This is a genomic window from bacterium (assembly GCA_030685015.1).
In the GTDB taxonomy this organism is placed as follows: Bacteria; CAIWAD01; CAIWAD01; order CAIWAD01; family CAIWAD01; genus CAIWAD01.
In genome coordinates this window covers 73,907-97,160 of the sequence record JAUXWS010000043.1, presented here as the reverse complement: position 1 = coordinate 97,160, position 23,254 = coordinate 73,907, and the positions used below count along the sequence as shown (strand labels likewise).

Sequence of the window (23,254 nt, the reverse complement as noted above, 5' to 3'; positions counted from 1 at the left end):
GAGGGGTGGATCGCATCAGCGTCCTCCATCGCATGTGTGGCATCATGGCGGGCATTCCGCCGGGCAAGGTGTTGAGCTATGGCCGTCTGGCCGAACTGGCCGGGGCGCCGGGCCAGGCGCGATTGGCCGCCTGGTTGTGCCGGCATCTGCCTGCGCCGGACATGCCCTGGCACCGTGTCCTGTCGGCCGATGGCCGCAGCCGCATTCCGGACGAGGCCGCCCGGCGGGAACAGTTCGAGCGGCTCTGGCTGGAGGACGTCCCTTTCCGGGCCTCGGAGCAGGTGGACATGGCCCTGGCCTCCTGGTGCCCGCAGGACGAGGTGCGGGACATGCCGCCGGCCGGATTTTGAACACGATGGACAGCCATGACCCTGGATCCACCCCTTTGCAAGTCGTGATCTGCAAGCCTGGCAATGATTTCCCGCAAGCAAGTTGTTGGCATGATTGATGCTGTGCCAGCCACGGCGCTTGTCGTGACCCTTTTCATCGGCTCCTGAATGTGGGGATACGATCGGGAATCGATGAAGGACGAGTGCCAAACCGGATCTGCCCCGCTACGGCAGAGCCCTTTCGGTTTGCCCTATGGACGGCTTCGCGTCGTCCGCCATGGAGAAGGCGCCCGCCCGATTCGTCGGGCGGGCACTTTTTTGTAGGGGCATGACAGGCGGCGCGGGCCCGTCCCGCCCCCAGCGTCGGGCAGCCAGAGGAGTCAATCCCAGATGGAATTGAGCGGCATCTTCCAGGTGGAGGGCACCTGCGGCCGGGCCAGGGCGGGACGGCTGGCGCTGCCGCACGGCGACGTCCCCACGCCCGTCTTCATGCCTGTCGGCACGCGGGCCAGCGTCAAAACCCTGGACAGCCGGGACCTCCAGGAGCTGGAGGTGCGCATGCTGCTGGGAAACAGCTACCACCTCTATTTGCGGCCGGGGACGGAGATCCTGCGCCGGGCCGGCGGCCTGCACCGCTTCATGCGCTGGCCGGGACCCATCCTGACGGATTCCGGCGGCTTCCAGGTCTACAGTCTGGGCGAGCTGCGCAAGCTGAAGGAGGAGGGCGTCGAGTTCCGCAGCCACCTGGATGGCAGCCGCCATCTCTTCACGCCGGAGTCCGTGGTGGAGATCCAGCGTGACCTGGGCAGCGACATCATGATGCAGCTGGATGAGTGTCCGCCCGGCCAGTGCAGCGAGGAATACGCCGCCCGCAGCCTGGAACTGAGTGCCCGCTGGGCCGGTCGGGCCCGCCGCGCTTGGCTCGGGGGGGCACCCCGCCATGGGTTTCCGCAGGCACTTTTTCCCATCGTGCAAGGCGGTGTCCACGAGGATCTGCGGCGCCGTTCCATGGAATTGCTGCTGCAGGATCCGTGGCCCGGCATTGCCATCGGCGGCCTGTCCGTCGGCGAGGCGAAGACCGACATGCGGCGCGTGACGGATTTGTGCGGGCGACTGCTGCCCGCCGAACTGCCCCGCTATCTGATGGGTGTGGGAACACCGGAGGACATCCTCGAGAGCATCGCCCTGGGCGTGGACATGTTCGACTGCGTCCTGCCCACGCGCAATGCCCGCAAGGGGACGCTGTTCACCACCCAGGGCCGCTTCGCCGCCCGTTCCGCCCGCCATCGCGAGGCTTTCGACCAGCCGCTGGACCCAGACTGCGATTGCCTGACCTGCCGCACCTACGATCGCGCCCACCTGCGCCACCTCTTCCACGTGGAGGAGTTCAGCGCCATGCGATTGGGCACCCTGCACAACCTGCGCTATTTCCTGCGCCTCGTCGAAGGGGCCCGGCAGGCCATCCTGGCGGGCGGGTACCCGGCCTACGTCGAGCGCTGCCTGGCTCCCTACCGCGGGGCCGGCGCCGACGAGGAGAATGCGCGGATCCAGTGATACATTGCCGCCGGTCGCCAGCCGGACAGGCGCGGCCCGCCTCCCTGGAAGCAGTTCCCGCCAAGGACGCCGCGTGCCCTGGCCGTCGGTGCGGGCGCCCGGCCATGCCGGATCAAGCGCCAGGGAGAGGCCATCCCATCGACAGAAGCCAAGGGAGGTATCGTGCGCATTGTCGTTTGCCTGAAACGGGTTCCCGACACGGAGAGCGTCATTCGCCTGGCAGCGGATGGATCGGCGGTCGAGACGGGCGAGCTCAGCTTCATCATCAACCCCTACGACGAATACGCCATCGAGGCGGCTCTCCAGCTGAAGGAGGCGGAGGGGGGCGAGGTGATCCTTCTCACGGTGGGCGAGGCGGCGGCCGACAGCACCATCCGCAAGGGTCTGGCCATGGGGGCCGACGAGGCGGTCCTGCTCCAGGTCGAACAGGACCTGAGCGACCCCCTGTCAACAGCCGGATTGCTGGCCGGCTGGCTCAAGGCCAATCCCGCCGACCTCATCCTGGCGGGCAAGCAGGGGGTGGACTTCGACCATGGCGCCACGCCGGGCATGCTGGCCGAGCTGCTGGGTTGGCCGGGCGCCACGGCCATCTGCCGCCTCGAGCGTGAAGGAGGCGGCGTGCTTGTGGAGCGGGAGGTGGAGGGAGGCCGCGAGCGCGTGCGCCTGCCCCTGCCCTGCGTACTCAGCGCCGACAAGGGCTTGAACGAGCCTCGCTACGCCTCGTTGAAGGGGATCATGATGGCCAAGAAGAAGCCCCTGACCATTGTGGCGGTGGAGGCCCGACCGGCCTCGCCGGGACGTTTTGAGACTCCCGCCGCCCGGCCGGCGGGACGCATCGTGGGTCAGGGCGCGGGCGCGGCGACGGATCTGCTGCGGCTGCTGAAGGAAGAAGCGCGGGTCCTCTAGGAGAACATGTCATGCGGTTGCTTTGCTGGATTGATCTGCACGAAGGCCGGGAACGGCCCGCCGCCCGCGAGGTGCTGGGCGCGGCCCGCCTGTTGAAAGAGACCCAGGCCGGCAGCGAGGTCCTGGCCCTGGTGCCGGGCGGAGGTGAAGGCCTGGCCTCCCTGGCCTCCTGGGGCGCGGACCGGATCCACTCCCTGCCTTCACTGGCCGGGGCTTTCTCCAGCGATGCCTGGAGCGCGACCATCGCCGAGGCGACGGAGCACGTGCAGGCGGATCTGCTGCTCTTCAGCGCCGGACCGCGGGGACGGGAGCTGGCGCCCCGCATTGCCGCGCGCCTGGGGCGGCCCTTGATCAGCGAATGCTCGCAGCTGGAGGCGGGCGGATCAGGCCTGACCGCCACGCGGCCCGTCTTTGCCGGCAAGGTCCTGCTCAAGACGCCGGTTATCCTGCCGGCCGTCGCCACCCTGCGCCCCAAGTTGTTTCCCGCCCTGCAGAAGGATGCCGTGGCCGAGCTGGCCCCCCTCGACCTGCCGCTGGGGGAGATGAAGGCGGTGGTGACGGAGCTGCTCGCCGCGGCCGGATCCCGACTGGATCTCAGCGAGGCGGACATCATCGTCAGCGGTGGCCGGGGTGTGGGGGGACCGGAGGGCTTCCAGCCGCTGGAGGACCTGGCTGCCCGCCTGGGGGCGGCGGTGGGAGCCTCGCGGGCCGTGGTCGACGCCGGCTGGCGCCCGCACAGCCAGCAAGTCGGGCAGACCGGCAAAGTGGTCAACCCGACCCTCTACATCGCCTGCGGCATCTCCGGCGCCATCCAGCATCTGGCCGGGATGAAGAACTCCCGCTACATCGTCGCCATCAACAAGGATGCAGAGGCGCCCATCTTCAAGGTGGCGGACTACGGCATCGTCGGCGATCTCTTCGAGGTCGTGCCGGCCCTGACCAAGGCTCTGGCTTGACACAACCCTTCCATGATGGGCAAGCGGAAACAAAAAGGGCCCCGGGGTGGGGCCCTTCCCGTTGACGGGGCTTGTCAACGGCTGTCGCGTCACACACAGCTATACAGAGAGGGTTGGGTAGGCGGATGTCTCAGGCTTTGGACCCTTGCCGGGCCTCGGCCCTTGACGCTGCTTGCTTTTGCAACAAGCGTGCCACCTCAAACGCCCGCCTGCATCTTTTGTTCCCGTGGTGAAGTCGAAGCTGGACAATGGCTTCGATCTGGCGCAATCGAGAGAGCAGCGAAACGGTCGCTCATGCCTGCACCATTTTGGTTGTGTTCATCCATCCTGGGTTAACTGGTCTGGTGGCATGGCAGGTCTGGCTTACACATCCGCCGCCTTGCCCAGGGAGCGGGCCACCACCTGGGCCAGGTCCAGCACGGGAAGATCCCCGCGTCCCTTGTCGGTCATGCCATCCTTGATCATGGTGCGACAGAAGGGGCACGAGACACAGACGGTCCCGGCTCCCGTGTCCAGCAGCTCCTCCGTGCGGATGTGGTTGATCCGCCGCCCCTCGCGCTCCTCCATGAAGAGCTGGGCGCCACCCGCCCCGCAGCAGAAGCTGCGCCGTCCATGCCGCTCCGCCTCGCGCACGCGGACACCGGCGCCGCGCAGCACCTCGCGCGGAGCGTCCACCCCTTCATCCACGTAGCGGGAGAGGTAGCAGGGGTCGTGGTAGGCCAGGTCCTGAACCGGAGCGCCATGGGTCGTGGACAAGGGCAGGCGTCCCTGCTCGATCAGTTGGCGGATGAACTGGCTGTGGTGCAGGATGGGCCGATCCAGCAGCCGCATCTCGTCCGGCAAGGACTTGTATTCGTCCAGGCTGCGGATGCAGTGGGGGCAGGTGGAGACGATCAGGTCGGGGGCCGCCTCGTTGATGAGGGCGGCATTCTCCATGGCCAATTGTTGGAAGAGGAACTCGTTGCCTGCCCGGCGGGCGGCGTCACCCGTGCATTTCTCGTCCTTGAGCACGGCGAAGTCCACGCCGGCGGCGCGCAGGATCGCGACAAAATCCAGGGCCACGCGACGATAAGCCTCATCGTAGCGCGCCATGCAACCCATCCAATAGAGGACCTTCTGTGAGCCGTCATGCAGGGGTATGCCCGCCTCGCGCAGGAAGGCGCTTGCATCGACCGCGGCGTGGCGCCACGGGTTGCCGCTGCGTTCCAGGTTGTCGAAGAGGGTGCGCAGGGTGTCGGGGAAGCGCCCTTCGCTCGTCAGGCCGCGCCGGAACTCGAGAATGCTGAGGGGTTGATCGTTGCCGGTGGGGCACTGCTCGGCGCAGGCACCGCAGGTGGTGCACTGCCACAGCCAATCCTCCGGCACCTGCGGCCCGACCGCGGGCTGCTCCGGGTCCGTCAGGAAACCATCCCGCATGCGGAGGACCAGCTCCTTGGGATCCAGGGCCTTGCCCGACTGCGTGGCCGGGCAGTGTTCCATGCATCGGCCGCACTCGACGCAGGCGAACAAGGCCAGGGCGTTGGCCTGGCCCAGCCCGGCCAAGGTGTCCACGCCCATCTCCTCGCGCTCGAAGTCCAGGGGCGCCAGCTCGCCCGGGGTCTCGTTGCGGTGGAAGACGGCAAAGGGGCCCAGGACCAGGTGCAGGTGCTTGGAGCGGGGGATCAGCACGAGAAATGCAAGCAGCACGATCGTGTGCAGGCTCCAGTTCAGCTCCGCCCTGGGTCCCTGGTCGGGCACCCAGCCGTGATGCCTGGCCAGGTAGGTCAACATGAGAAGCAGAATGAAAAGGGCGACGGCGCCGCTGGACCAGGACAGGTTGCGGCCCAGCTCCACCGGGCGCTGGACAAAGCGCCTGACGGCCAGCACGATGATGCCGGCGGCGGCGGCCCAGGCGAAGACGGCGACCAGTCCGTGAAACAAGACATGGAAAAGGCCCTGATCGGGCAGGAAGCCACGGGGCTGCCAGATCCTGCTCAAGTGGTCCAGCGTCTCCAGGAAGTAGGCGCCGAAGGCCCATACCAGCAAGGCATGGGCCAGGCCGGGCAGGGGCCGGTGGCGGATCACCTTCGTCTGGAAAAGCACCTCGCGCAGGACCCGGGCCCAGCGGCGCTCCGGACGATCCCGGGGCAGCGGTCCGCGCGCCCGGCGCAGGGCGGCCAACCGACGGGACAGCTCCCGCCAGAAGAGCCAGGCCGCCAGGAGGGTCAGTGCCGTGAAAAACAGTCCTTTCAGCAGCCAGGTCGCCATGGAGCCTCCGGGTTGGTGATGGGGGTCGGGCTGTCTCCCGCCCGCGCAAGGTACTTCCGTCCATTGGTTTCTATCATGTGGGCATTGGCCGGGAGCCATGATTCGTGATCAAGCCGCAAAAGGAGCGCCGATGAACACACTGGGCATGCCCATCCCGGACACCGATGCCATGCGCCAGCAGAAGGAGGATTACCTCGAGCTGTTGCGGACGCACGAGCAGCGCCGCGAGCACATCCGTCAGGGCGGCGGTGCGACGGCCCTGGAGCGCCAGCACAAGCGGGGCAAGCTCAGCGCCCGGGAACGCGTGGCAGCCCTGGTGGACCCGGGTTCCTTCTTCGAGTTGGGCTTGTGGGCGGGCGAGGGACTCTATCCGCACCATGGCGCGGTGCCCGCGGCAGGAACCGTGATGGGACTGGGCCGCATCCAGGGCCGCCTGGCCATGATCCTGGCCAATGACCCCACGGTCAAGGCGGGCGCCTGGTTTCCCATCACGGTCAAGAAGAACCTGCGCGCCCAGGAGATCTGCCTCGAGAACGGCCTGCCCATCGTCTACCTCGTGGATTCGGCGGGTGTCTTCCTGCCTCTCCAGGACGAGATCTTCCCCGATCGCGAGCACTTCGGCCGCATCTTCCGCAACAACGCGGTGATGAGTTCGCGGGGCATTCCCCAGGTCGCCGCCATCATGGGATCCTGCGTGGCCGGTGGGGCCTACCTGCCCATCATGAGCGACGAGGCCCTCATCGTGGAGGGCACCGGCAGCGTCTTCCTGGCCGGCAGCCACCTGGTCAAGGCGGCCATTGGCGAAGTGATCGACAACGAGAAGCTGGGCGGAGCCACCGTCCATTGCTCCATTTCCGGCGTGACCGATTACAAGGCCGCCAACGACTCCGATTGCTTGAACCGCATCCGCGAGATCTTCGGACAGTGGCCGGCCGTGCCGGCTGGACCCTTTGCCCGGGCTGAGCCGGCCGAGCCCGCATTCCCGCCCGACGATCTGCTCGCGCTGCTGCTGCGCGACCACTCCCGACCCTACGACATGAGGGAGATCCTGGCCCGCCTGGTGGACGACTCCCAATGGCTCGAGTACAAGCCCGACTACGGCCGCACCCTGCTCTGCGGCACGGCCCGGGTGTGCGGCTGGACGGTGGGCATCGTGGCCAACCAGCGCCTGGTGGTCAAGAGTGGCCGGGGGGAGCTGCAGGTGGGCGGGGTCATCTACTCGGACAGCGCCGACAAGGCGACCCGCTTCATCCTCAACTGCAACCAGCGCCGCATCCCCCTTGTCTTCCTGCAGGATGTGACGGGTTTCATGGTGGGCAGCCAGGCGGAGCACGGCGGCATCATCAAGGACGGGGCCAAGCTGGTCAACGCCGTGGCCAACTCCACCGTGCCCAAGTTCACCTTCATCCTGGGCAACAGCTTCGGCGCCGGCAACTACGCCATGTGCGGCAAGGCCTACGATCCCCGCTTCATCTATGCCGTCCCCAGCGCCCGCATCGCCGTGATGGGGGGAGCCCAAGCCTCCCAGGTCCTGCTCGACATCCGGCTGGGCCAGGCGGCCCATCGCGGCAAGGAGCTAAGCGAAGCGGAGAAGCAGGCGGCCCTGGCCGAGATCCATGAGAAGTACGTGCGGGAGATGGATCCGGTCCATGGGGCGGCCCGCCTCTGGGTGGACGAGATCCTGGATCCGCGTCTCATCCGCCGCGCCATCGACCTGGGCCTTGAAGCGGCCAGCCACAATCCGCACATTCCGCGCTTCAATCCGGGCGTCATCCAGACCTGACGGAGTGCCATGCTGGGAACAGTCAAGTATTTCGACGAGAAGCACGGCTTCGGCTTCATCACCTGTCTGGGCATTGACCAGGACATCTTCGTCCACTACTCCCAGATCAAGGCCAAGGGCCGCAAAGTGTTGCGTCCCGGCCAGGAGGTCAGTTTCCGCTTGGTGGAAGGGGAGAAGGGCCCCGCCGCGGAGGCGGTCCGCGTCATGGACGAGGCGACCTGACGCAGTCCCGGGGCGGTCCGGACCGCAGGCTGGCCTGCACCAGGCCGGACGGCAGTCCGTGCGGCTTCTGCATCCGCTGCGTGCCGGCGGGTTCGTGTGGTTGGTCAAGTGAAGCAGGGGGAAAAATGCCACAGAACCTGGTGGAAAGACTGACCCAGGCCCACGCCGTGGATCTGGATCCCGGCCAGTGGGTCCAGTCCGGCGACCTGCTTTCCATCCGGCCCGCCCATGTCATGACGCACGACAACACCGGCGCGGTCATGCCCAAGTTCAGGTCCATCGGCGCCGTGCGCATGGCGGATCCCGGCCAGCCGGTGTTCGCCCTGGACCACAACGTGCAGGACACCAGCGAGGCCAACCTGGCCAAGTATGCGCGCATCGAGACCTTTGCCCGCGACATGGGAGTCATGTTTTTCCCGGCCGGTCGGGGCATCGGCCACCAGATCATGATCGAGGAGGGCTTCGCCTGGCCCGGCACCCTGGTCGTGGCCAGCGACAGCCATTCCAACATGTACGGCGGGGTGGGGTGTCTGGGCACGCCGGTGGTGCGGACGGATGCGGCGGCCATCTGGGCCACCGGCCGCACCTGGTGGCAGCTTCCCCCGGTCGCCCGCGTCACGCTGCGGGGCGCCCTTCGACCCGGCGTGACGGGCAAGGATCTCATCTTGACCTTGTGCAGCGAGTTCTCCCGCGATGAGGTATTGAATCATGCGGTGGAGTTCGCCGGCCCCGGCGTGGCCACCCTTGGCATCGAGGATCGCCTGGCTGTGGCCAACATGACCACCGAGTGGGGCGCCCTGGCCGGGGTTTTTCCGGTGGACGAGCGGCTGATGGCCTGGCTCGAGGCACTGGCCGCCGCCCGTCCGGGGCATCCGCGCCTGAACGCCTACCGGCTGCGCGAGCTGCGGCGGAATCCTCCCGCCGCCGATGCGGACGCCACCTACGCCGTCGAGCTGGAGATCGATCTCGCCACCATCTCGCCCTGGGTGGCCGGTCCCAATGCCATCAAGCGGGCCCGGCCGGCCTCCGAGCTGGCGCTGGAGTGCATACCCGTGCAGAAGGCCTACCTCGTCTCTTGTGTCAACAGCCGGGCCGGCGACCTGGCCCAGGCCGCCGCCGTCCTGCGTGGCGGCCGGGTGGCGGACGGGGTGGAGTTCTATCTCTCGGCCGCTTCCTCGCAGGTGCAGGCGGCGGCGGAGCAAACAGGGGATTGGCAGGATCTGGTCGCGGCGGGCGCGCGCGTCCTGCCACCCGGATGCGGACCCTGCATCGGCTTGGGCGTGGGGCTTCTGGGGGAGGGGGAGACCGGCATTTCCGCCACCAACCGCAATTTCAAGGGGCGGATGGGACACGCGGACTCGAAGGCCTACCTGGCCTCGCCAGCGGTGGTGGCCGCATCCGCCCGCGCCGGCGTCATCTGCGCCGCCACTGACCTGCCCGCCCTTCTGCCGCGCGTGTCCCTGCATCGCCCGGAGCGACCCTGGCCGACCATCGCCGCGGTGCGCATCCTGCCGGGATTCCCGGAGGCCCTGGCAGGGGAGTTGATCTTCTGCGATGTGGACAATCTCAACACGGACGGCATCTACGCCGGCAAGTGGACTTACAAGGACGACATGGGTCCGGCCGACCAGGTGGCCGTGGTGATGGAGAACCATGATCCACGGTTCCGCCGGTTGGCGCGCCCCGGCGACCTGCTGGTGGGCGGCTACAATTTCGGCACTGGATCCAGTCGCGAACAGGCGGCCACGGCCCTAAAGCATTTCGGCATTCGTCTGGTGCTGGCCGGCAGCTTCAGCGAAACCTACAAGCGCAACGCCCTCAACAACGGCTTCCTGGCGCTGGAAGCACCGGAACTGGTGGAGGCGCTTCGCCAGGCCTTTCCCACTCCGTCCGCCCCCACGTTGAGAACGGGCTGGCAAGCAAGACTGGATGTGCGGCGCAGCCTGCTGGAGACAGAGGGACGCTCCTATCCGCTCTTTCCCATTGGCGTGGCCGCGCAGGAACTGGTGTTGGCCGGCGGGCTGGAGGAATGGGTGAAGGCCCGGCTGCAGCCTTGACATGGCCTCCGCTTCCAGCTATATTGCGTGTCCTCATTGCGGGGTGGAGCAGTTGGCAGCTCGTTGGGCTCATAACCCAAAGGTCACAGGTTCGAATCCTGTCCCCGCTATATCAAACTGGCAGTGTAGCTCAGCTGGTTAGAGCAGCGGAATCATAATCCGCGTGTCCGGGGTTCGAGTCCCTGCACTGCTATCAGTGCCTGGCTGGTGAGCTTGCTGGTATCGCTGAACCATCCCAAATCCACATGACCCGGACCATCGGCGACCCGAGATCACACGGGTCCCGCCCCTCAGGTAGGAAAAACGGAACAATTGATGCGCAATCACCGCAAAGCGGCCAATCCCGCGCCGCTGTCCGCCGCCTCTGACGTGTCCCGCAGGATCAATGCCCTCGTCTTCCTGCTGGAGGGCAAGGGTGTTCTTGTCCCTGGGGAGTTCGAGGACGCCATCATGAACCTCAAGGTCCAGCTGGGCGACCAGGTGCCAGCCAATGGCCGTCCGCGGCCGGCCGGGTCGGGCGCAGGCCCCATGGCGCAGCGTCGCGGCGGCAATGACTACATCGGCCCGGAGCGCCGTCGCCAGCTCGACACGGATCGGGAGGAGGGCCAGGACCGCCGCGATTCCGTGCGTTCCGCCGTGTCCCACATCTCGGGTGAGGTGGTGAGCGAGAGCGACCGCCACCCCATCAGCGGTGTCCAGTTGATCCTGCGCCGCTCTGGCGCCAACAACCCCGCCATCCAGTTCCGCAGCACCAAGACAGACATGCAGGGCCGCTTCGTCTTCCTCAACCTGCCCCTGGCCAAGGAGGCGGAGCCGGATTCCGCCTACACCTACCTGCTGGAGGTGCGCTACCGCAACCGCACCATCTATTCGGAGTCGGACGTGGCCTTGCAGCCCGGACAGACCACCCATCACCTGATCCAGGTTCCTCAGCTGGAAGAATGACCGCGACCCTCCTGGAGGCCGATCCACCCGTCGCCCAGTGCTGGCGCCAGTTGCTTCTTCCCTCAGAACGTCACTGGGTGGTCGCCGTCTCCGGCGGTGCCGACTCCGTCTATCTGCTGTTCCAGGCGGCGGTCATGGCCTCTTGTTGGCCGGCCCGCCTGGTGGTCGCCCATGTCAACTACGGCCTGCGAGGCTCGGCGGCTGACCGCGACGAGGCCCACGTGCGCGCCCTGGCGGCTGGCCTGCGACTCCCCCTGGTGGTGGAGGACCGACGTTGGACCCGACCGCCGGCGGGCAACCTGCAGGACGCCGCCCGCCGTTGCCGGCGGGCCTGCCTGGAGGAGCTGGCCGGAGCGGATGGCGTGATCCTGCTCGGCCACCAGGCGGGTGACCAGCGGGAATCGGTGCTGGCCACGCTGCTGAAGGGGAAGTCTCCTTGGGCTGCGGCCGGGATGGAGGCGCGGACGGGGCGCTGGATCCGTCCCCTGATCACATTGGAGCCGGACTGGATTCGGGATCGTTGCCGCCGCCTGGGCTTGCCCTGGCGCGAGGATGCCAGCAACCGCGAGCCGGATTATGAGCGGAACCACCTGCGCCACCACATCCTGGGGCCGCTGGCTCGGCGGGGAGGCTCCGAGGTGGAGCGCCTGCTGGACGAGGTGGGCCGAGAGGTCGCCGCGATGTCCCGGGAGCGGAAGCAAAAAGTCATGGAACTGCTTGACAAACTTGATCTTCAGCCCACCGAGTGCGGCAGCTCGCTTGAACGGGAAGCCATTCTATCATATCATGGAGCGGTGGTGCGGGAGACGCTCAGGCAACTGGGCAGGCGGCTTGGACTGTGGGGGCGCGATCCCTCGACAACCCACCTGGACCGCGCCGTGGCGGCACTGCAAAGCGGCCGGCGAGGGAGTCGGATCCGGCTGGGGTCGGCCTGGCTGGAGATCGGTGGACCTCGCGCCTGGCTGGTCATGCAGGCTGTCAGGCCCTTTGACCAGGAGTTGCGACCCGGCCAAGAGCTAAGGGCCGGCGTCTGGAGAGTGGGATGGGGTGCGCCACCCGCGGAGGTGGCGCTGCTCTGGCACCCCGCGGCAATGGGCGGACCTTCGGCCGTGCGCCTGCGCCGTTGGCGGGCCGGTGACCGCATCCGTCAGGGGCCGGATCGCAGGCCACTCCTGGCCGACCTGATGGGAATACTGGGTTATACCCCGGCGCAGAAGGGCCTGCAGCTGGTTGTGGAGCAGGGGGGCGAGGTCGTCTGGTGTCCGGGCGTCGCCCGCGCCTGGCCTGGGAATGCTGTGGGAAACGTAGAGCCAATCTGGATGATGCCATGCCACTGACCATCGAAAAGATGAACTTCGATGTCCTGATCAGCCGGTCGCAGATCGAGGAGCGCGTCCGCGTCCTCGGTCGGCGGATCTCGGAGGATTACAAGGGCTTGAACCCGATCCTCATGATCGTCCTCAATGGCGGTTTCGTCTTCGGAGCCGACCTCATGCGGGCGATCGACGTGCCCTGCGAGGTGGACTTCATCAAGATCTCCAGCTACGGCGACGAGCTGTCCAGCTCCGGCGAGGTCAAGATGAAGAAGGACTACGACAGCCTGGTGGGGGGGCGCCACATCCTGGTGGTGGAGGATATCGTGGACAGCGGTTTGTCCGTCAGTTTCCTCAGGCAGAAGTTCTCCCTGCAGGCCCCCGCCTCCGTCCGCTTCGCCACGTTGCTGCACAAGCCCGACAACAGCCGCCTCTCCTTCGACCTGGATTATGTCGGCTTTGAGATCGGCCCTGAGTTCGTCATCGGCTTCGGCCTGGATTTCCGCCAGAACTGGCGCAATCTGCCGGAGATCTACGTGCGCGTGGACGGCCGGGACAGCGGGCGGAAGGCCTGATGAACCAGAGACCCAAGCGGCCACCGCTGGAGCCCGGCACCAACTGGCGTCGGGCGGGCGGCACCATCACCTTCTGGGCCCTGATCCTCCTCATCATGGTCTTCCTCTCCCGCGCCTTCAACAACGAAGCGCCGGAGGAGCAGCTCACCTACACCAAGTACCGCGCCCTGATGGAGCAACAGGATCCCGGCATCCGCTCCATGACGGTGATCAGCGACGACGTGGCGCCCGTGCTCAGGGGCGAGCGGTTGATGGCGGGCGAGGACGGTGAGCAGGTCATGCGCCGTTTCGCCGTCATCCTTCCGCCCCAGTTCCGCGAGGAGATGGAGCTGTGGGACGGCAAGGGCATCCCCTACACCTTTGAAGAGCGCAAGACCAACTGGGCCGCCTACCTGGCCACCACCATCCTGCCATGGATCATTCTTTTCGGCATCTGGATCTTCATCATGAGGCGCATGCAGGGCGGGGGCAACAAGGGGGTCTTCTCCTTCGGCAAGAGCCGCGCCAAAATGATGAACGAGAACCAGGTCAAGGTCAACTTCAAGGACGTGGCGGGCGCCGACGAGGCCAAGGAGGAATTGCGCGAGATCATCGAATTCCTCAAGGATCCCAAGAAGTTCAGCCGGCTGGGCGGCCGCATTCCCAAGGGCGCGCTCATGCTGGGGCCTCCCGGCACGGGCAAGACGCTGCTGGCCAGGGCCGTGGCCGGCGAGGCGGGCGTGCCTTTCTTCAGCATGAGCGGCGCCGACTTCGTCGAGATGTTCGTGGGGGTGGGGGCCAGCCGGGTGCGGGACCTCTTCGAGCAGGGCAAGAAGAGCGCCCCCTGCATCATTTTCATCGACGAGATCGACGCCGTGGGCCGCCAACGCGGCGCCGGCCTGGGCGGCGGCCACGACGAGCGCGAGCAGACCCTCAACCAGCTGCTGGTGGAGATGGACGGCTTCGAGTCCAACGACGGCGTCATCCTCATCGCCGCCACCAACCGCCCCGATGTGCTGGACCCCGCCCTGCTGCGGCCGGGTCGTTTCGACCGCCAGATCGTGGTGGACCGCCCGGACGTGCGGGGCCGCGAAGGCATCCTCAAGGTGCATGCCCGCAAGGTGCCCCTGGGAGACGACGTCAATCTGAGCATCATGGCCAAGGGCACGCCCGGTCTGGCCGGTGCCGACCTGGCCAACCTGGTCAACGAAGCCGCCCTCCTGGCGGCGCGCCGCTCCAAGAACAAGGTGGGCATGGCCGAGTTCGAGGAGGCGCGGGACAAGGTGCTGATGGGCACGGCACGCAAAAGCCTGCTGCTCACGGAGGACGACAAGCGCATCACCGCCTACCACGAGGCCGGCCACGCCCTCATCAGCAAGCTCCTTCCCCATGCCGATCCGCTGCACAAAGTGACGATCATCCCCCGTGGCCGGGCCCTCGGCTTGACTTGGCAACTACCGGAGGACAAGGTCCACCAGTCGCGCAATCGTCTGCTGGCCGAGCTGCGTGTGCTCTACGGGGGCCGGGAGGCGGAGCGCCTTGTCTTCGAGGACGTGACCACGGGCGCCGCCAACGACATCAAGCGGGCCACCCAGATCGCCGAGGCGATGGTCTGCGACGTTGGCATGTCCGAAGCCCTGGGCCTGCGCAATTATGGCAAGAAGCAGGAGGAGATCTTCCTGGGACGGGAGATCGCCCAGCATCGCGACTTCTCCGAGCGGACCGCCGAGCTGATCGATCAGGAGATCAACCGCATCCTCGAAGAGGCGCGCCATGAGACGGCCCGCCTGCTCAGCGAGAACCGCGGGAAGCTGGAATCCCTGGCCGAGGCCCTCCTGGTGCACGAGATCCTGGATTCCGAGGAGATCGACCGCGTGTTGCAGGGCGAGACCCTGGATCCCCCCGCCCCGGCGGCCAAAGCCGAAGAGGAGGAGGTGGAGAGCCCGGCCGCGGCGACGGTCGATGAGGAAGAGCTTCCGGCCACTGGCGAGCCTGGCCTGGCCTAACCAGACCTGGGAAGCTGCTCGACCCATGGCCGGGAGTTCCCCCCTTGCCAGTCCGACCGGCGGACGCCAGGCGATGTGGGCGGGGGCAGGTGGCGAAGCCAACCAGGGTCCAGCTCGGCCAAGACCCGGAAGCCGCTGTCATCCATTCATTTGCGGCGGAGCGCATGGATCCACGACAGGAAGCCCTCATCCGCGAGGAAGTGCGACGGCAGATCGCGGAGGCGGATCAACGGCGCCGCGACGAGGAGGAGGCCCGCCGGGAGGCCGAGGAGCTGTTCCTGCAGGAGCAGGCCAGACGCCGCATCATGGCCGAAGAGGCCCGCTCCTATTACCAGAACTCGCCGGACTACTTCGAATACGTCAACGAGAACGGCGACACGGAGTGGCTCACCCGCAAGCAGATCCTGGCGCGCGAGGGCTACTTCGATTATGAAGAGCACGTGGAGAACCTGGAGGAGGCCCGGCGCCGTGTCTGGCTGCGGCTGGCCGGCTGGGTGGCCCTCATCGTCCTGGCCGTTGGATTGGGCGCCTGGTATCTGCTGGACGACCGGGGAACGGTGGTTGTGCTAAGCAACGTGCCCGGGGCGCGCATCTTCGTGGACGGCCAGGACACAGGATTGGTGACGGACGCCCGTCTGGAGCTGAGTCCGGGCGAGCACCTTTTGGAATTGCGCCTGCCTGGCTATCTGCCCGCCGACGAACCCTTCCAGGTGATCCAGCTGGAGCCGCGCGGCAGCGTGGACCTGTCCATCCGCTTGCGCCCGCTTCGATGAGCAACAAGCCTGTCTTTCATGCCGGGAAGGGCTTTCAGATGAACGATGAAGAGCCCGGCCGGCGGCGCCATCTGCTCTGGGCCAGCCTGCTGGGGGCGATTCTGCTCCTGTTGGCCACCTTGCTCTGGAGTCGGCGGGAGCAGGCGGGCAGCTGCCAGGTGACGGTGCTGAGCGAACCGGCCGGCGCGGAGATCCTGGTCAACCTGCGGGCCGGGCACGGCCTCACGCCGGGAAGCCTGAGCCTGCCCGCCCATCGTCCGGCCCTCATCCAGGTGCGGCTGGCCGGCCATGAGGCCGAACCGATCTCCCACCGCCTCGAGCGGAAGGACCTGGCCGCGGGAACACGAAGCCTCAGTTTCAAGCTGGTCGAGCTGGCCCAGCCCACCCCCGTGCAGCAAGTCGGCGGCGCACCTCCTTCCGCGGCCGCCGCGACGATCCCGACCCCCCGCCCCGTGGGGTTGGGCAGCCTGTTGGAGTTGGGCGCGGCGCCTTTTCATCCCGCGGACAGCGACCTGGTCGAGCAAGGCCACACCCTGGCCTGGTCGCGCTGGGATGCCGCCTTCCGCCTGAAGATCGACGGCCGCGTCCTGCCCCAAGGCGCCGCGCGTGCGCTCGATCCCGGACCCCGCCGCCTTCAAGTCGACCTGCGCGGCCGCGTCCTGCTGGACACTCTGCTGGCGCGGGGCGGCATGCACCGCCTGGCCCTGCCCCCCCGCGAGCACTTCGTCGAGCTGATGATCGAACCGCCCGAGGCCGAGATCATCCGGGGGGACGAACTGCTGGGACGCGGCCGCTGCCTGATCCATCGGTTCGAGCTGCCGCTTGTCCTGCGCTTCCCCCGTCTGACCGGCCTGCTCGCCCCGCCCCCGCTTTCTCTCACCGCCACGGCGCCCCTCAGCATGGAGCTTGCCCACCACGCGCCGCTGAGCTTGGAGTGGCGCCCCGCGGGCTCATCCGGCATACGCCTGGAGGCGACAGGCTATGTCATGCCGGGCGAGGACTTCCGCGCCGACGCGGCCAGCGGACCCCGGGCCGCGGGATCGGCGCTTGTGCTGGGCCGCGCCTTCATGGACCGTCGTCCCGGCGGATCCCAGGCCCTGCGTCTCGCCTTCGACCTGCCCATGAAAGTCAACCCGGAGTGGAGCGCCGAGCTGGTGCTGGTCGCCGCGGATTCCGGCCAACGCTACCCTCTGGTCCTGACGCGGGGCGCCGCCCTGACCGTGCTGATCAACGGCACCGTCCTGGCCCGCGAGTTGCCCCTGGCCGACTCGGAGCAGGCGCGGGCCTGGCCGGTCTCCAGCCTGCTGCAGACAGGGCGCAACCTGGTCCAGGTGCAGACCACCGAGGCGTCGCGTAGCCGCGCCCTGCTCTATCGGGTGGAACTGAGGATCGGGACATGAAGCTCCTGCGGATCTGGAACTGGGCCGGCGGCGACCTGCCCGGGGGCGTGCTGCCGCTGGTGGGCGCCCTGCTGCTCTGGGGCGTCCTGGTGCAGGTGGTCATCCGGCCCATCGGCGTCTTCCGCGATCGCAGCCCCCTGCCGTGGCTGGCCGCCGGTTGGCTGCTCATCGTCAGCATCCACGTCCTGTTGCGCCTGCAGCTCAGTGCGCCGCCCCCCGCGGGTCTGCTTCTTTGGCCGCCGGAGGAGAGGGACAGCCCCGTCGGCGAGGCCGTCTTCGCCCGCGCCGAACAGAACCTGCGTCCACCCGCGGCGTCGGGAACCCTGCGCTGGCAGGGCAAGCCCCTGCCGCTGCGCATCGTGCAGCATCTGCTCGAGACGGGCCGCACGCAGCCCGCGAGCGAGGCGGAGGCGGCCCGCTTGATGGCGGCCCTGGATGTCCGCCTGCTCGTGTCCCAAGTGGGGGCGCAGGATCGCCCCCACCTGGTCCTTTGGCGGTGGGATTGGCGGGTTTGCACGCGGGAGGGCGGCGAGCCCTGTCCCCACCCGGACCGCCCGGATTCACTGGCGGCGGCCCTGGACCGGCTGCTGGCCCGCCATGTCGAGGGGGCCGTCCTGGAGCGCCGACCCTGGGATGCCTCCTGGCGGATCCTCTACCAACCCGTGCCCGATTCCGCCCAGGCCTGGCTGGACCTGCCGACCGGCCCCCTGCCACCCTGGGAGGATCTGCGGCGCAGCAGCCTGCAGCTGGCCCTGGCCGGTCCCCTGCCCGAAGTGGCCGAGGGGGTCAACCGGGCGCTGGCCTGGGCAGCGGAGAGGACGGAACTGGGCGCCGAGCCCTGGCTGCTGGCAAGCGCCTGGTTCGCCCGCACCGGGGAGTGGGAGCAGGCGCGCCAGGCCCTGGCCAATGCCCTCAGCCGCGAGCCGGGCCATCCGCTCATCTACTGGCAGTTGGCCCACATGGCCAAGGAGGGCCTGGCCGCCTTCGGCTATCCCGACAAGGCCACGGCCCGCTCCCGCTGCCTGGACCTCCTGCCGGCCTTCCGGCCCGCCGTGCTCGTCCAGGCCAACCACTGGATGAACCACCGCCAGGGGCTGCGGGCGGTGGCCCTGGCCGAGGCGGCGCTGACCGCCTACCCCCGCGACGCGGAGCTGCACCTGCTGCGGGGGAACCTAGCCTATGAACTGATGGATCATGAGCAGGCGCTCGCCTCCTATCAGGCCAGCCTGGCGGTCCGGCCCGATGATCCCCGCGCCTGGCTGAACCTGGGCCAGTTGCACATCATCCTGAACCACTGGGCGGAGGCGGTGCCGGCCCTGGAGCGGGCGGTCGCCCTGGGCAGCCCCCCCACCGTGCTGCACCTGCTGGGACTCAGTCATCTGCGGCAGGGACGGCCGGAAGTGGCTGTCCAGTACCTGGAAAAGCGCCTGGCCCTGGGCGGCGATCCCGTGGATCTGGCCCAGTCCCGCCGCCTGCTGGAGCAGGCCCTGGCCATGAGGGCGCCGGACGAAGCCCCTTCGCCATGAACCGGGCCGCCGTCAACGCTTTCCTGGCCCGTCTACACGATGCGACGCGCCCCCCCCTCGTCATGGGCGTGCTCAACCTGACGCCTGATTCCTTCAGCGACGGGGGACAGCTCGTTGATACGGGTCGTCCGCACGAGTTCGGACGCGCCCTGGCTGCGGCCCGGCGGATGGTGGCGGCGGGGGCCGACCTGCTGGACCTGGGCGGCGAATCGACCCGGCCCGGCGCCCAGCCGGTGGATGAGGACGAGGAGATGGGCCGGGTGTTGCCCCTGCTCAGGGCGCTTGCCCGGGATGGGATCGCCTGGCTCAGCGTGGACACCCAGCGCGCCGCCCTGGCCGGCGCCGCGGTGGAGGCCGGGGCCGTCCTCGTCAACGACATCAGCGCCGGTCGGCGGGATCCCGCCCTCTGGCCCCTGGTGGCCCGCTGCCGCGTACCCACCGTCGTCATGCACATGCAGGGCACGCCGGCCACCATGCAGGTGGCACCCCACTATCAGGACGCGGCGGCCGAGGTGCGCGGGTTCCTGGTGGAGCGCAGCCGGGCGCTGACCGCCCTGGGCCTGCCCCGCGACCGCATCGTGGTGGATCCGGGCATCGGCTTTGGCAAGCGCCTCGGCCACATTCGCGAAGTGCTGGCCGGATGGACGCCCCTGCCCGGGCAGGCCATGCTGTTGGGCGTCTCGCGCAAGAGCTTCGTCGCGGCCCTGGAGGAGGAGCAAGGACAGCCCCCCGCGCCCCCCGGCGGGCGGTTGGGCGGCTCCCTGGCGGCGGCGATCTGGGGGGCGAGGCGAGGCGCGCGCATCCTGCGCGTCCATGACGTGGCGGAGACGGTCCAGGCCCTGCGGGTCTGGCGGTGGCTGGAGGACGGTGCCTCGTGGAGCTGATCGACCTGGACGATCGCCACGTGGCGGCCCTGGCCGCGCTGGAGAAGATCTGCTTCGCCGACGATCCCTGGCCGGCCGGCCTGTTTGCCTCGGCCCTGGCGAGTGGCGGTGTGCTCGCCCTCGGCCTCTGCCAGGACGACCGCCTGCAGGGTGCGGCGCTGGGTCGGGTGGCGGCCGACGAGGCGGAGTTGCACTCCATCGCCGTCCATCCCGTCCATCGGGGGGAAGGATGGGGGAAACAACTGCTGGGCGCCTTCCTGGACCGGGCCGCGCGGCGGCGGGCCCGTGTCGTCTGGCTGGAGGTGCGCGTCTCGAACGAGGCGGCGATCCGCCTGTACCAGGGTTGCGGCTTCCGCGCCACGGGGCGAAGGCCCCGCTATTATGGCGACGGCGAGGACGCCCTCATCTTCCGGCTGGATCTGGAGCCGGCCGAGGAGGCAGGTGGCCACTCAAGCGGCGGTTGACCCCACCCCGCCGTTCCTTACTTTTGTCCGGCGTCAAACAGGCAGGAATCCGCACATGAGTTGGTTCAAACGCAGCCCCGAAGGGCCACGCAAGGCGGTCGCCAGTACCGTGCCCGACGGACTGTGGATCAAATGCACCAGTTGCGGCCAGATCCTATACCGCAAGGAGCTGGAGAAGAACCTGGAAGTCTGCCCCCAGTGCCGCCACCACATGCGCATCAACAGCCGGCGCTACCGGGACATCCTGTTCGACACCGGATCCTTCGAGGAGTTCGGGCAGGACCTCCGCTCGCGCGACTTCCTGTCCTTCGTGGACACGGAGCCCTATGCCGGGCGCCTGGCCGCCGCCACGCGCAAGACCGGCCTCAACGACGCCGTGCTGACAGGCACCGGCCGCATCCACGGACTGGCCGTGACGGGCGCCCTGATGGATTTCTCCCATTTCGGCGGATCCGTGGGCAGCGTGGTGGGCGAGAAGATGGCCATCGCCATCCGGCGTGCCGTGGAGCGGCGGACGCCCCTGCTCATCCTCTCCGCTTCGGGCGGCATGCGCATGCAGGAGGGGACCCTATCCCTCATGCAGATGGCCAAGACCTCCGCCCTGCTCACCCGGCTGGCCGAGGCGCGGCTGCCCTTCATCAGCCTCTTGACCGATCCCACCACCGGCGGCACGACCGCTTCCTTCGCCATGCTGGGAGACGTCATCATCGCCGAACCGGGAGCCCTCATCGGCTTCGCCGGGCCGCGCGTGATCAAGCAGACCATTGGCGAGGACCTGCCGGCCGGCTTCCAGCGGGCCGAATTCCTGCTGGAGCACGGCTTTGTCGACCAGGTGGTGCCGCGCTCCGACCTGAAGGCGACCCTGCATCGCCTCTTCTGTCATCTATTGAACGTCCCGCCGGACCTGGCGCCGGCCGGCGCGGGGGAGGACTCCTCCGACGAGGGCGAGGAACCGGCCTTCGCGTGAAAATCCTTCTGAGCAATGACGACGGCTACCGTGCCGCGGGCCTGCGCGCCCTCCAGCGTGTCCTCGCCCCGGACCACGAACTGGTCGTCTCCGCCCCGGCCGGGGAGTGCTCGGCCACGGGCCACGGCCTCACCCTGCACGACCCGCTGCGGGTGCGCCGCGTGGAAGAGGACGGGGTTCTCTACCACGGCGTGACAGGACTGCCCGCCGACGCTGTCAAGTTCGGCCTGACCGTGCTCTGCCACGAGGCTCCGCCCGACCTGGTGGTGTCCGGCATCAACCACGGCGCCAACACGGGACAGAACCTGTTCTATTCCGGGACGGTGGCGGCGGCGGCGGAGGGCACCTTTGCCGGCATCCCCGCCATGGCGGTCTCCCTCGCCACCGGGCACGGTCCCGTGCGGGAGGAGGCGCTGGCGACGGCCGCCCGGGTCGTGCGGCGCCTGGTGGGGCTGATGGAGCGCCACCCTTTGCCCGCCGAGGTCCTGCTCAACGTCAATGTGCCGGATCTGCCACTTGGCCGCATGCGCGGCTTCCGCGTCTCCCGCATGGGCCACGCCCGCTTTCACGAGGCCTTCGCCGAGCGCGTCGATCCGGGAGGGGAGAGCTATTGGTGGATGGACGGCGCCAAGAACGGCGACGACACGGACCCCGAGCACGATGATTGCCAGGTCCACGATGGCTGGATCACCCTGAGCCCCCTCCGGCTGGATCTCAGCCACCCGGACTGGCGCGGGCTGCTGGCGCCCTGGCGATTGGACACCCTGCGAGCGGAGGAGCCATGAGCGAGACGCATCAGATCCTGGTGCTGGATTTCGGGTCGCAATACACCCAGTTGATCGCCCGCAAGATCCGCGAGCTGCATGTGGATTCGGCCATTCTCTCCTGCACGGCCACGCGGGAGGAGATCCTGGCCCACCAGCCGCGCGGCATCATCCTCTCCGGCGGTCCCAACTCCGTCTACGACGAGGGGGCGCCCGGCCTGCAGCTGGATCTGCTTGAGCTGGGCCTTCCCGTGCTGGGCATCTGCTACGGCCTGCAGATCGCCGGCCAGGCGCTGGGCGGAGAGGTGCGCGCCTCCTCGCGGCGGGAGTACGGCCTGGCCACCCTCACCCTCCAGGAGGAGGACCCCCTGCTCGCCGGATTGCCCCGGGAAAGCCAGGTGTGGATGAGCCACGGCGATTCCATCGCCCGTCCGCCCGCCGGCTCCCTGGTGCTGGCCACCACGGCCAACACGCCCTGCGCCGTGCTGCGCGTCCCCGCCGCCTCCTTCTGGGGCGTGCAGTTCCATCCCGAGGTGCACCACACCATCCATGGCCGGGAGATGCTGCAGAACTTCGTCTTCGCCATCTGCCGCTGCGAACCCAGCTGGACGGCCGGACGCTTCATCGAGCGCCAGCTGGAGATGATCCGCGCCACGGTGGGGGAGAAGAGCCGCGTCATCTGCGGCATCTCGGGCGGGGTGGACTCCACCGTCACCGCCGCCCTCATCCACCAGGCGATCGGCCCGCGCCTCACTTGCATTTTCGTCGACAACGGCCTCCTGCGCGAGGGGGAATCCGAAGCCGTGCAGCACATGCTGCGGGACAACCTCCAGCTCAACCTGGTCGCCGTCGACGCCGCGGAACGTTTCCTCACCTTGCTGCAGGGGGTGAGCGATCCCGAGCGGAAGCGGCGCATCATCGGCCACGCCTTCATCGAGGTCTTCGAGGAGGAATCCCGCCGGCTGGAGGACGTGGAGTTCCTGGCCCAGGGCACCCTCTACCCGGACGTGATCGAGTCGGTCATGCAGCGCGGACCCAGCCAGACGATCAAGACCCACCACAATGTGGGCGGCCTGCCCGATCGTCTGCAGTTCCGCCTGCTGGAGCCGCTGCGCGAATTGTTCAAGGACGAGGTGCGCGCCGTGGGCGCCGAGTTGGGCCTGCCCCATTCCATGCTCTGGCGGCACCCCTTCCCGGGGCCCGGGCTGGCCATCCGCGTGCTGGGGGAGGTCACGGCCGAACGGGTGCGCACCCTGCAGAAGGCGGACCGCATCCTGGTGGACGAGCTGCGCGCCAGCGGTTGGTACGACCGCACCTGGCAGGCCCTGGCCGTGCTCCTGCCCGTCTCCACGGTCGGCGTGATGGGGGACAGGCGCACCTATGAGAATGTGCTGGCCCTGCGCGTGGTGGACTCCACCGACGCCATGACCGCCGATTTCAGCCGCCTGCCCTGGGAGCTGCTGGGGCGGGTCTCCAATCGCATCATCAACGAAGTGGCCGGCATCAACCGGGTCGTCTACGACGTCTCCTCGAAGCCGCCCGCCACCATCGAATGGGAATGATCAACACGCGGCCCGGCCTGCGGGGCCGGGCGGCAGAGGGGA

20 protein-coding genes and 2 tRNA genes are annotated in these 23,254 nt (G+C 68.4%); 21 read left to right on the top strand and 1 reads right to left on the bottom strand.

Annotation, left to right across the window (positions count from 1 at the left end):
- Positions 1-5: 5 nt before the first annotated feature.
- The 4 genes from Q8O14_05675 (at position 6) to Q8O14_05660 (ending at position 3,745) form a co-directional block, all read left to right on the top strand.
- Entirely contained in the window at positions 6-350 is a 345-nt protein-coding gene (locus tag Q8O14_05675) for an MGMT family protein (GenBank protein MDP2360224.1), read from the top strand.
- Positions 351-719: 369 nt separating this feature from the next.
- Positions 720-1,883 (top strand): tRNA guanosine(34) transglycosylase Tgt, encoded by a 1,164-nt coding sequence (gene tgt, locus Q8O14_05670; protein ID MDP2360223.1) that lies wholly within the window; start codon positions 720-722, stop codon positions 1,881-1,883.
- Between the two features lie 162 nt (positions 1,884-2,045).
- On the top strand, positions 2,046-2,789 hold the full coding sequence (locus Q8O14_05665) for an electron transfer flavoprotein subunit beta/FixA family protein (GenBank protein MDP2360222.1): 744 nt from the start codon (positions 2,046-2,048) through the stop codon (positions 2,787-2,789).
- Positions 2,790-2,800: 11 nt separating this feature from the next.
- Positions 2,801-3,745, top strand: coding sequence for an electron transfer flavoprotein subunit alpha/FixB family protein (locus tag Q8O14_05660; protein ID MDP2360221.1), 945 nt, complete (start codon positions 2,801-2,803; stop codon positions 3,743-3,745).
- A 363-nt stretch (positions 3,746-4,108) separates the two neighbouring features.
- Here Q8O14_05660 and Q8O14_05655 read toward each other — a convergent pair whose 3' ends face one another.
- Positions 4,109-5,992, bottom strand: a complete 1,884-nt coding sequence (locus tag Q8O14_05655; GenBank protein MDP2360220.1) for a (Fe-S)-binding protein — start codon at positions 5,990-5,992, stop codon at positions 4,109-4,111.
- A 130-nt stretch (positions 5,993-6,122) separates the two neighbouring features.
- On the opposite strand from Q8O14_05655, the gene Q8O14_05650 reads away from it, so the two are divergent.
- The 17 genes from Q8O14_05650 (at position 6,123) to guaA (ending at position 23,212) form a co-directional block, all read left to right on the top strand.
- A complete protein-coding gene (locus Q8O14_05650) occupies positions 6,123-7,775 on the top strand; it encodes a carboxyl transferase domain-containing protein (GenBank protein MDP2360219.1) in 1,653 nt (550 codons plus the stop codon).
- A gap of 9 nt (positions 7,776-7,784) precedes the next feature.
- Positions 7,785-7,997 carry a cold shock domain-containing protein gene (locus Q8O14_05645; protein ID MDP2360218.1) on the top strand — a complete coding sequence of 71 codons (213 nt, stop codon included), beginning with the start codon at positions 7,785-7,787 and terminating at the stop codon, positions 7,995-7,997.
- A gap of 125 nt (positions 7,998-8,122) precedes the next feature.
- Positions 8,123-10,054: a homoaconitase gene (lysF, locus tag Q8O14_05640; GenBank protein ID MDP2360217.1), complete on the top strand. Its 1,932-nt coding sequence runs from the start codon at positions 8,123-8,125 to the stop codon at positions 10,052-10,054.
- Between the two features lie 37 nt (positions 10,055-10,091).
- A tRNA-Met gene (locus tag Q8O14_05635) sits at positions 10,092-10,164 on the top strand.
- A 9-nt stretch (positions 10,165-10,173) separates the two neighbouring features.
- Positions 10,174-10,247: transfer RNA gene (locus tag Q8O14_05630), tRNA-Met, on the top strand.
- A gap of 122 nt (positions 10,248-10,369) precedes the next feature.
- Positions 10,370-10,999 (top strand): carboxypeptidase-like regulatory domain-containing protein, encoded by a 630-nt coding sequence (locus tag Q8O14_05625; GenBank protein MDP2360216.1) that lies wholly within the window; start codon positions 10,370-10,372, stop codon positions 10,997-10,999.
- A complete protein-coding gene (tilS, locus tag Q8O14_05620; GenBank protein MDP2360215.1) occupies positions 10,996-12,336 on the top strand; it encodes a tRNA lysidine(34) synthetase TilS in 1,341 nt (446 codons plus the stop codon). Before Q8O14_05625 ends, tilS begins: the two co-directional genes overlap by 4 nt.
- Entirely contained in the window at positions 12,327-12,887 is a 561-nt protein-coding gene (hpt, locus tag Q8O14_05615) for a hypoxanthine phosphoribosyltransferase (protein ID MDP2360214.1), read from the top strand. The genes tilS and hpt overlap by 10 nt, the downstream gene beginning before the upstream one ends.
- Entirely contained in the window at positions 12,887-14,872 is a 1,986-nt protein-coding gene (ftsH, locus tag Q8O14_05610) for an ATP-dependent zinc metalloprotease FtsH (GenBank protein ID MDP2360213.1), read from the top strand. Before hpt ends, ftsH begins: the two co-directional genes overlap by 1 nt.
- 164 nt (positions 14,873-15,036) lie before the next feature.
- A complete protein-coding gene (locus Q8O14_05605) occupies positions 15,037-15,645 on the top strand; it encodes a PEGA domain-containing protein (GenBank protein MDP2360212.1) in 609 nt (202 codons plus the stop codon).
- A 38-nt stretch (positions 15,646-15,683) separates the two neighbouring features.
- Positions 15,684-17,045: a hypothetical protein gene (locus tag Q8O14_05600; GenBank protein ID MDP2360211.1), complete on the top strand. Its 1,362-nt coding sequence runs from the start codon at positions 15,684-15,686 to the stop codon at positions 17,043-17,045.
- Positions 17,042-18,571: a tetratricopeptide repeat protein gene (locus tag Q8O14_05595; protein MDP2360210.1), complete on the top strand. Its 1,530-nt coding sequence runs from the start codon at positions 17,042-17,044 to the stop codon at positions 18,569-18,571. The genes Q8O14_05600 and Q8O14_05595 overlap by 4 nt, the downstream gene beginning before the upstream one ends.
- Complete coding sequence (gene folP / locus Q8O14_05590; protein ID MDP2360209.1) at positions 18,568-19,455, top strand: dihydropteroate synthase; 888 nt, start codon at positions 18,568-18,570, stop codon at positions 19,453-19,455. The genes Q8O14_05595 and folP overlap by 4 nt, the downstream gene beginning before the upstream one ends.
- On the top strand, positions 19,446-19,919 hold the full coding sequence (rimI, locus tag Q8O14_05585) for a ribosomal protein S18-alanine N-acetyltransferase (protein ID MDP2360208.1): 474 nt from the start codon (positions 19,446-19,448) through the stop codon (positions 19,917-19,919). Before folP ends, rimI begins: the two co-directional genes overlap by 10 nt.
- Positions 19,920-19,974: 55 nt before the next feature.
- Complete coding sequence (accD, locus tag Q8O14_05580; protein MDP2360207.1) at positions 19,975-20,886, top strand: acetyl-CoA carboxylase, carboxyltransferase subunit beta; 912 nt, start codon at positions 19,975-19,977, stop codon at positions 20,884-20,886.
- Positions 20,883-21,671: a 5'/3'-nucleotidase SurE gene (surE, locus tag Q8O14_05575; protein MDP2360206.1), complete on the top strand. Its 789-nt coding sequence runs from the start codon at positions 20,883-20,885 to the stop codon at positions 21,669-21,671. Before accD ends, surE begins: the two co-directional genes overlap by 4 nt.
- Positions 21,668-23,212: a glutamine-hydrolyzing GMP synthase gene (guaA, locus tag Q8O14_05570; protein MDP2360205.1), complete on the top strand. Its 1,545-nt coding sequence runs from the start codon at positions 21,668-21,670 to the stop codon at positions 23,210-23,212. The genes surE and guaA overlap by 4 nt, the downstream gene beginning before the upstream one ends.
- Positions 23,213-23,254: the final 42 nt, after the last annotated feature.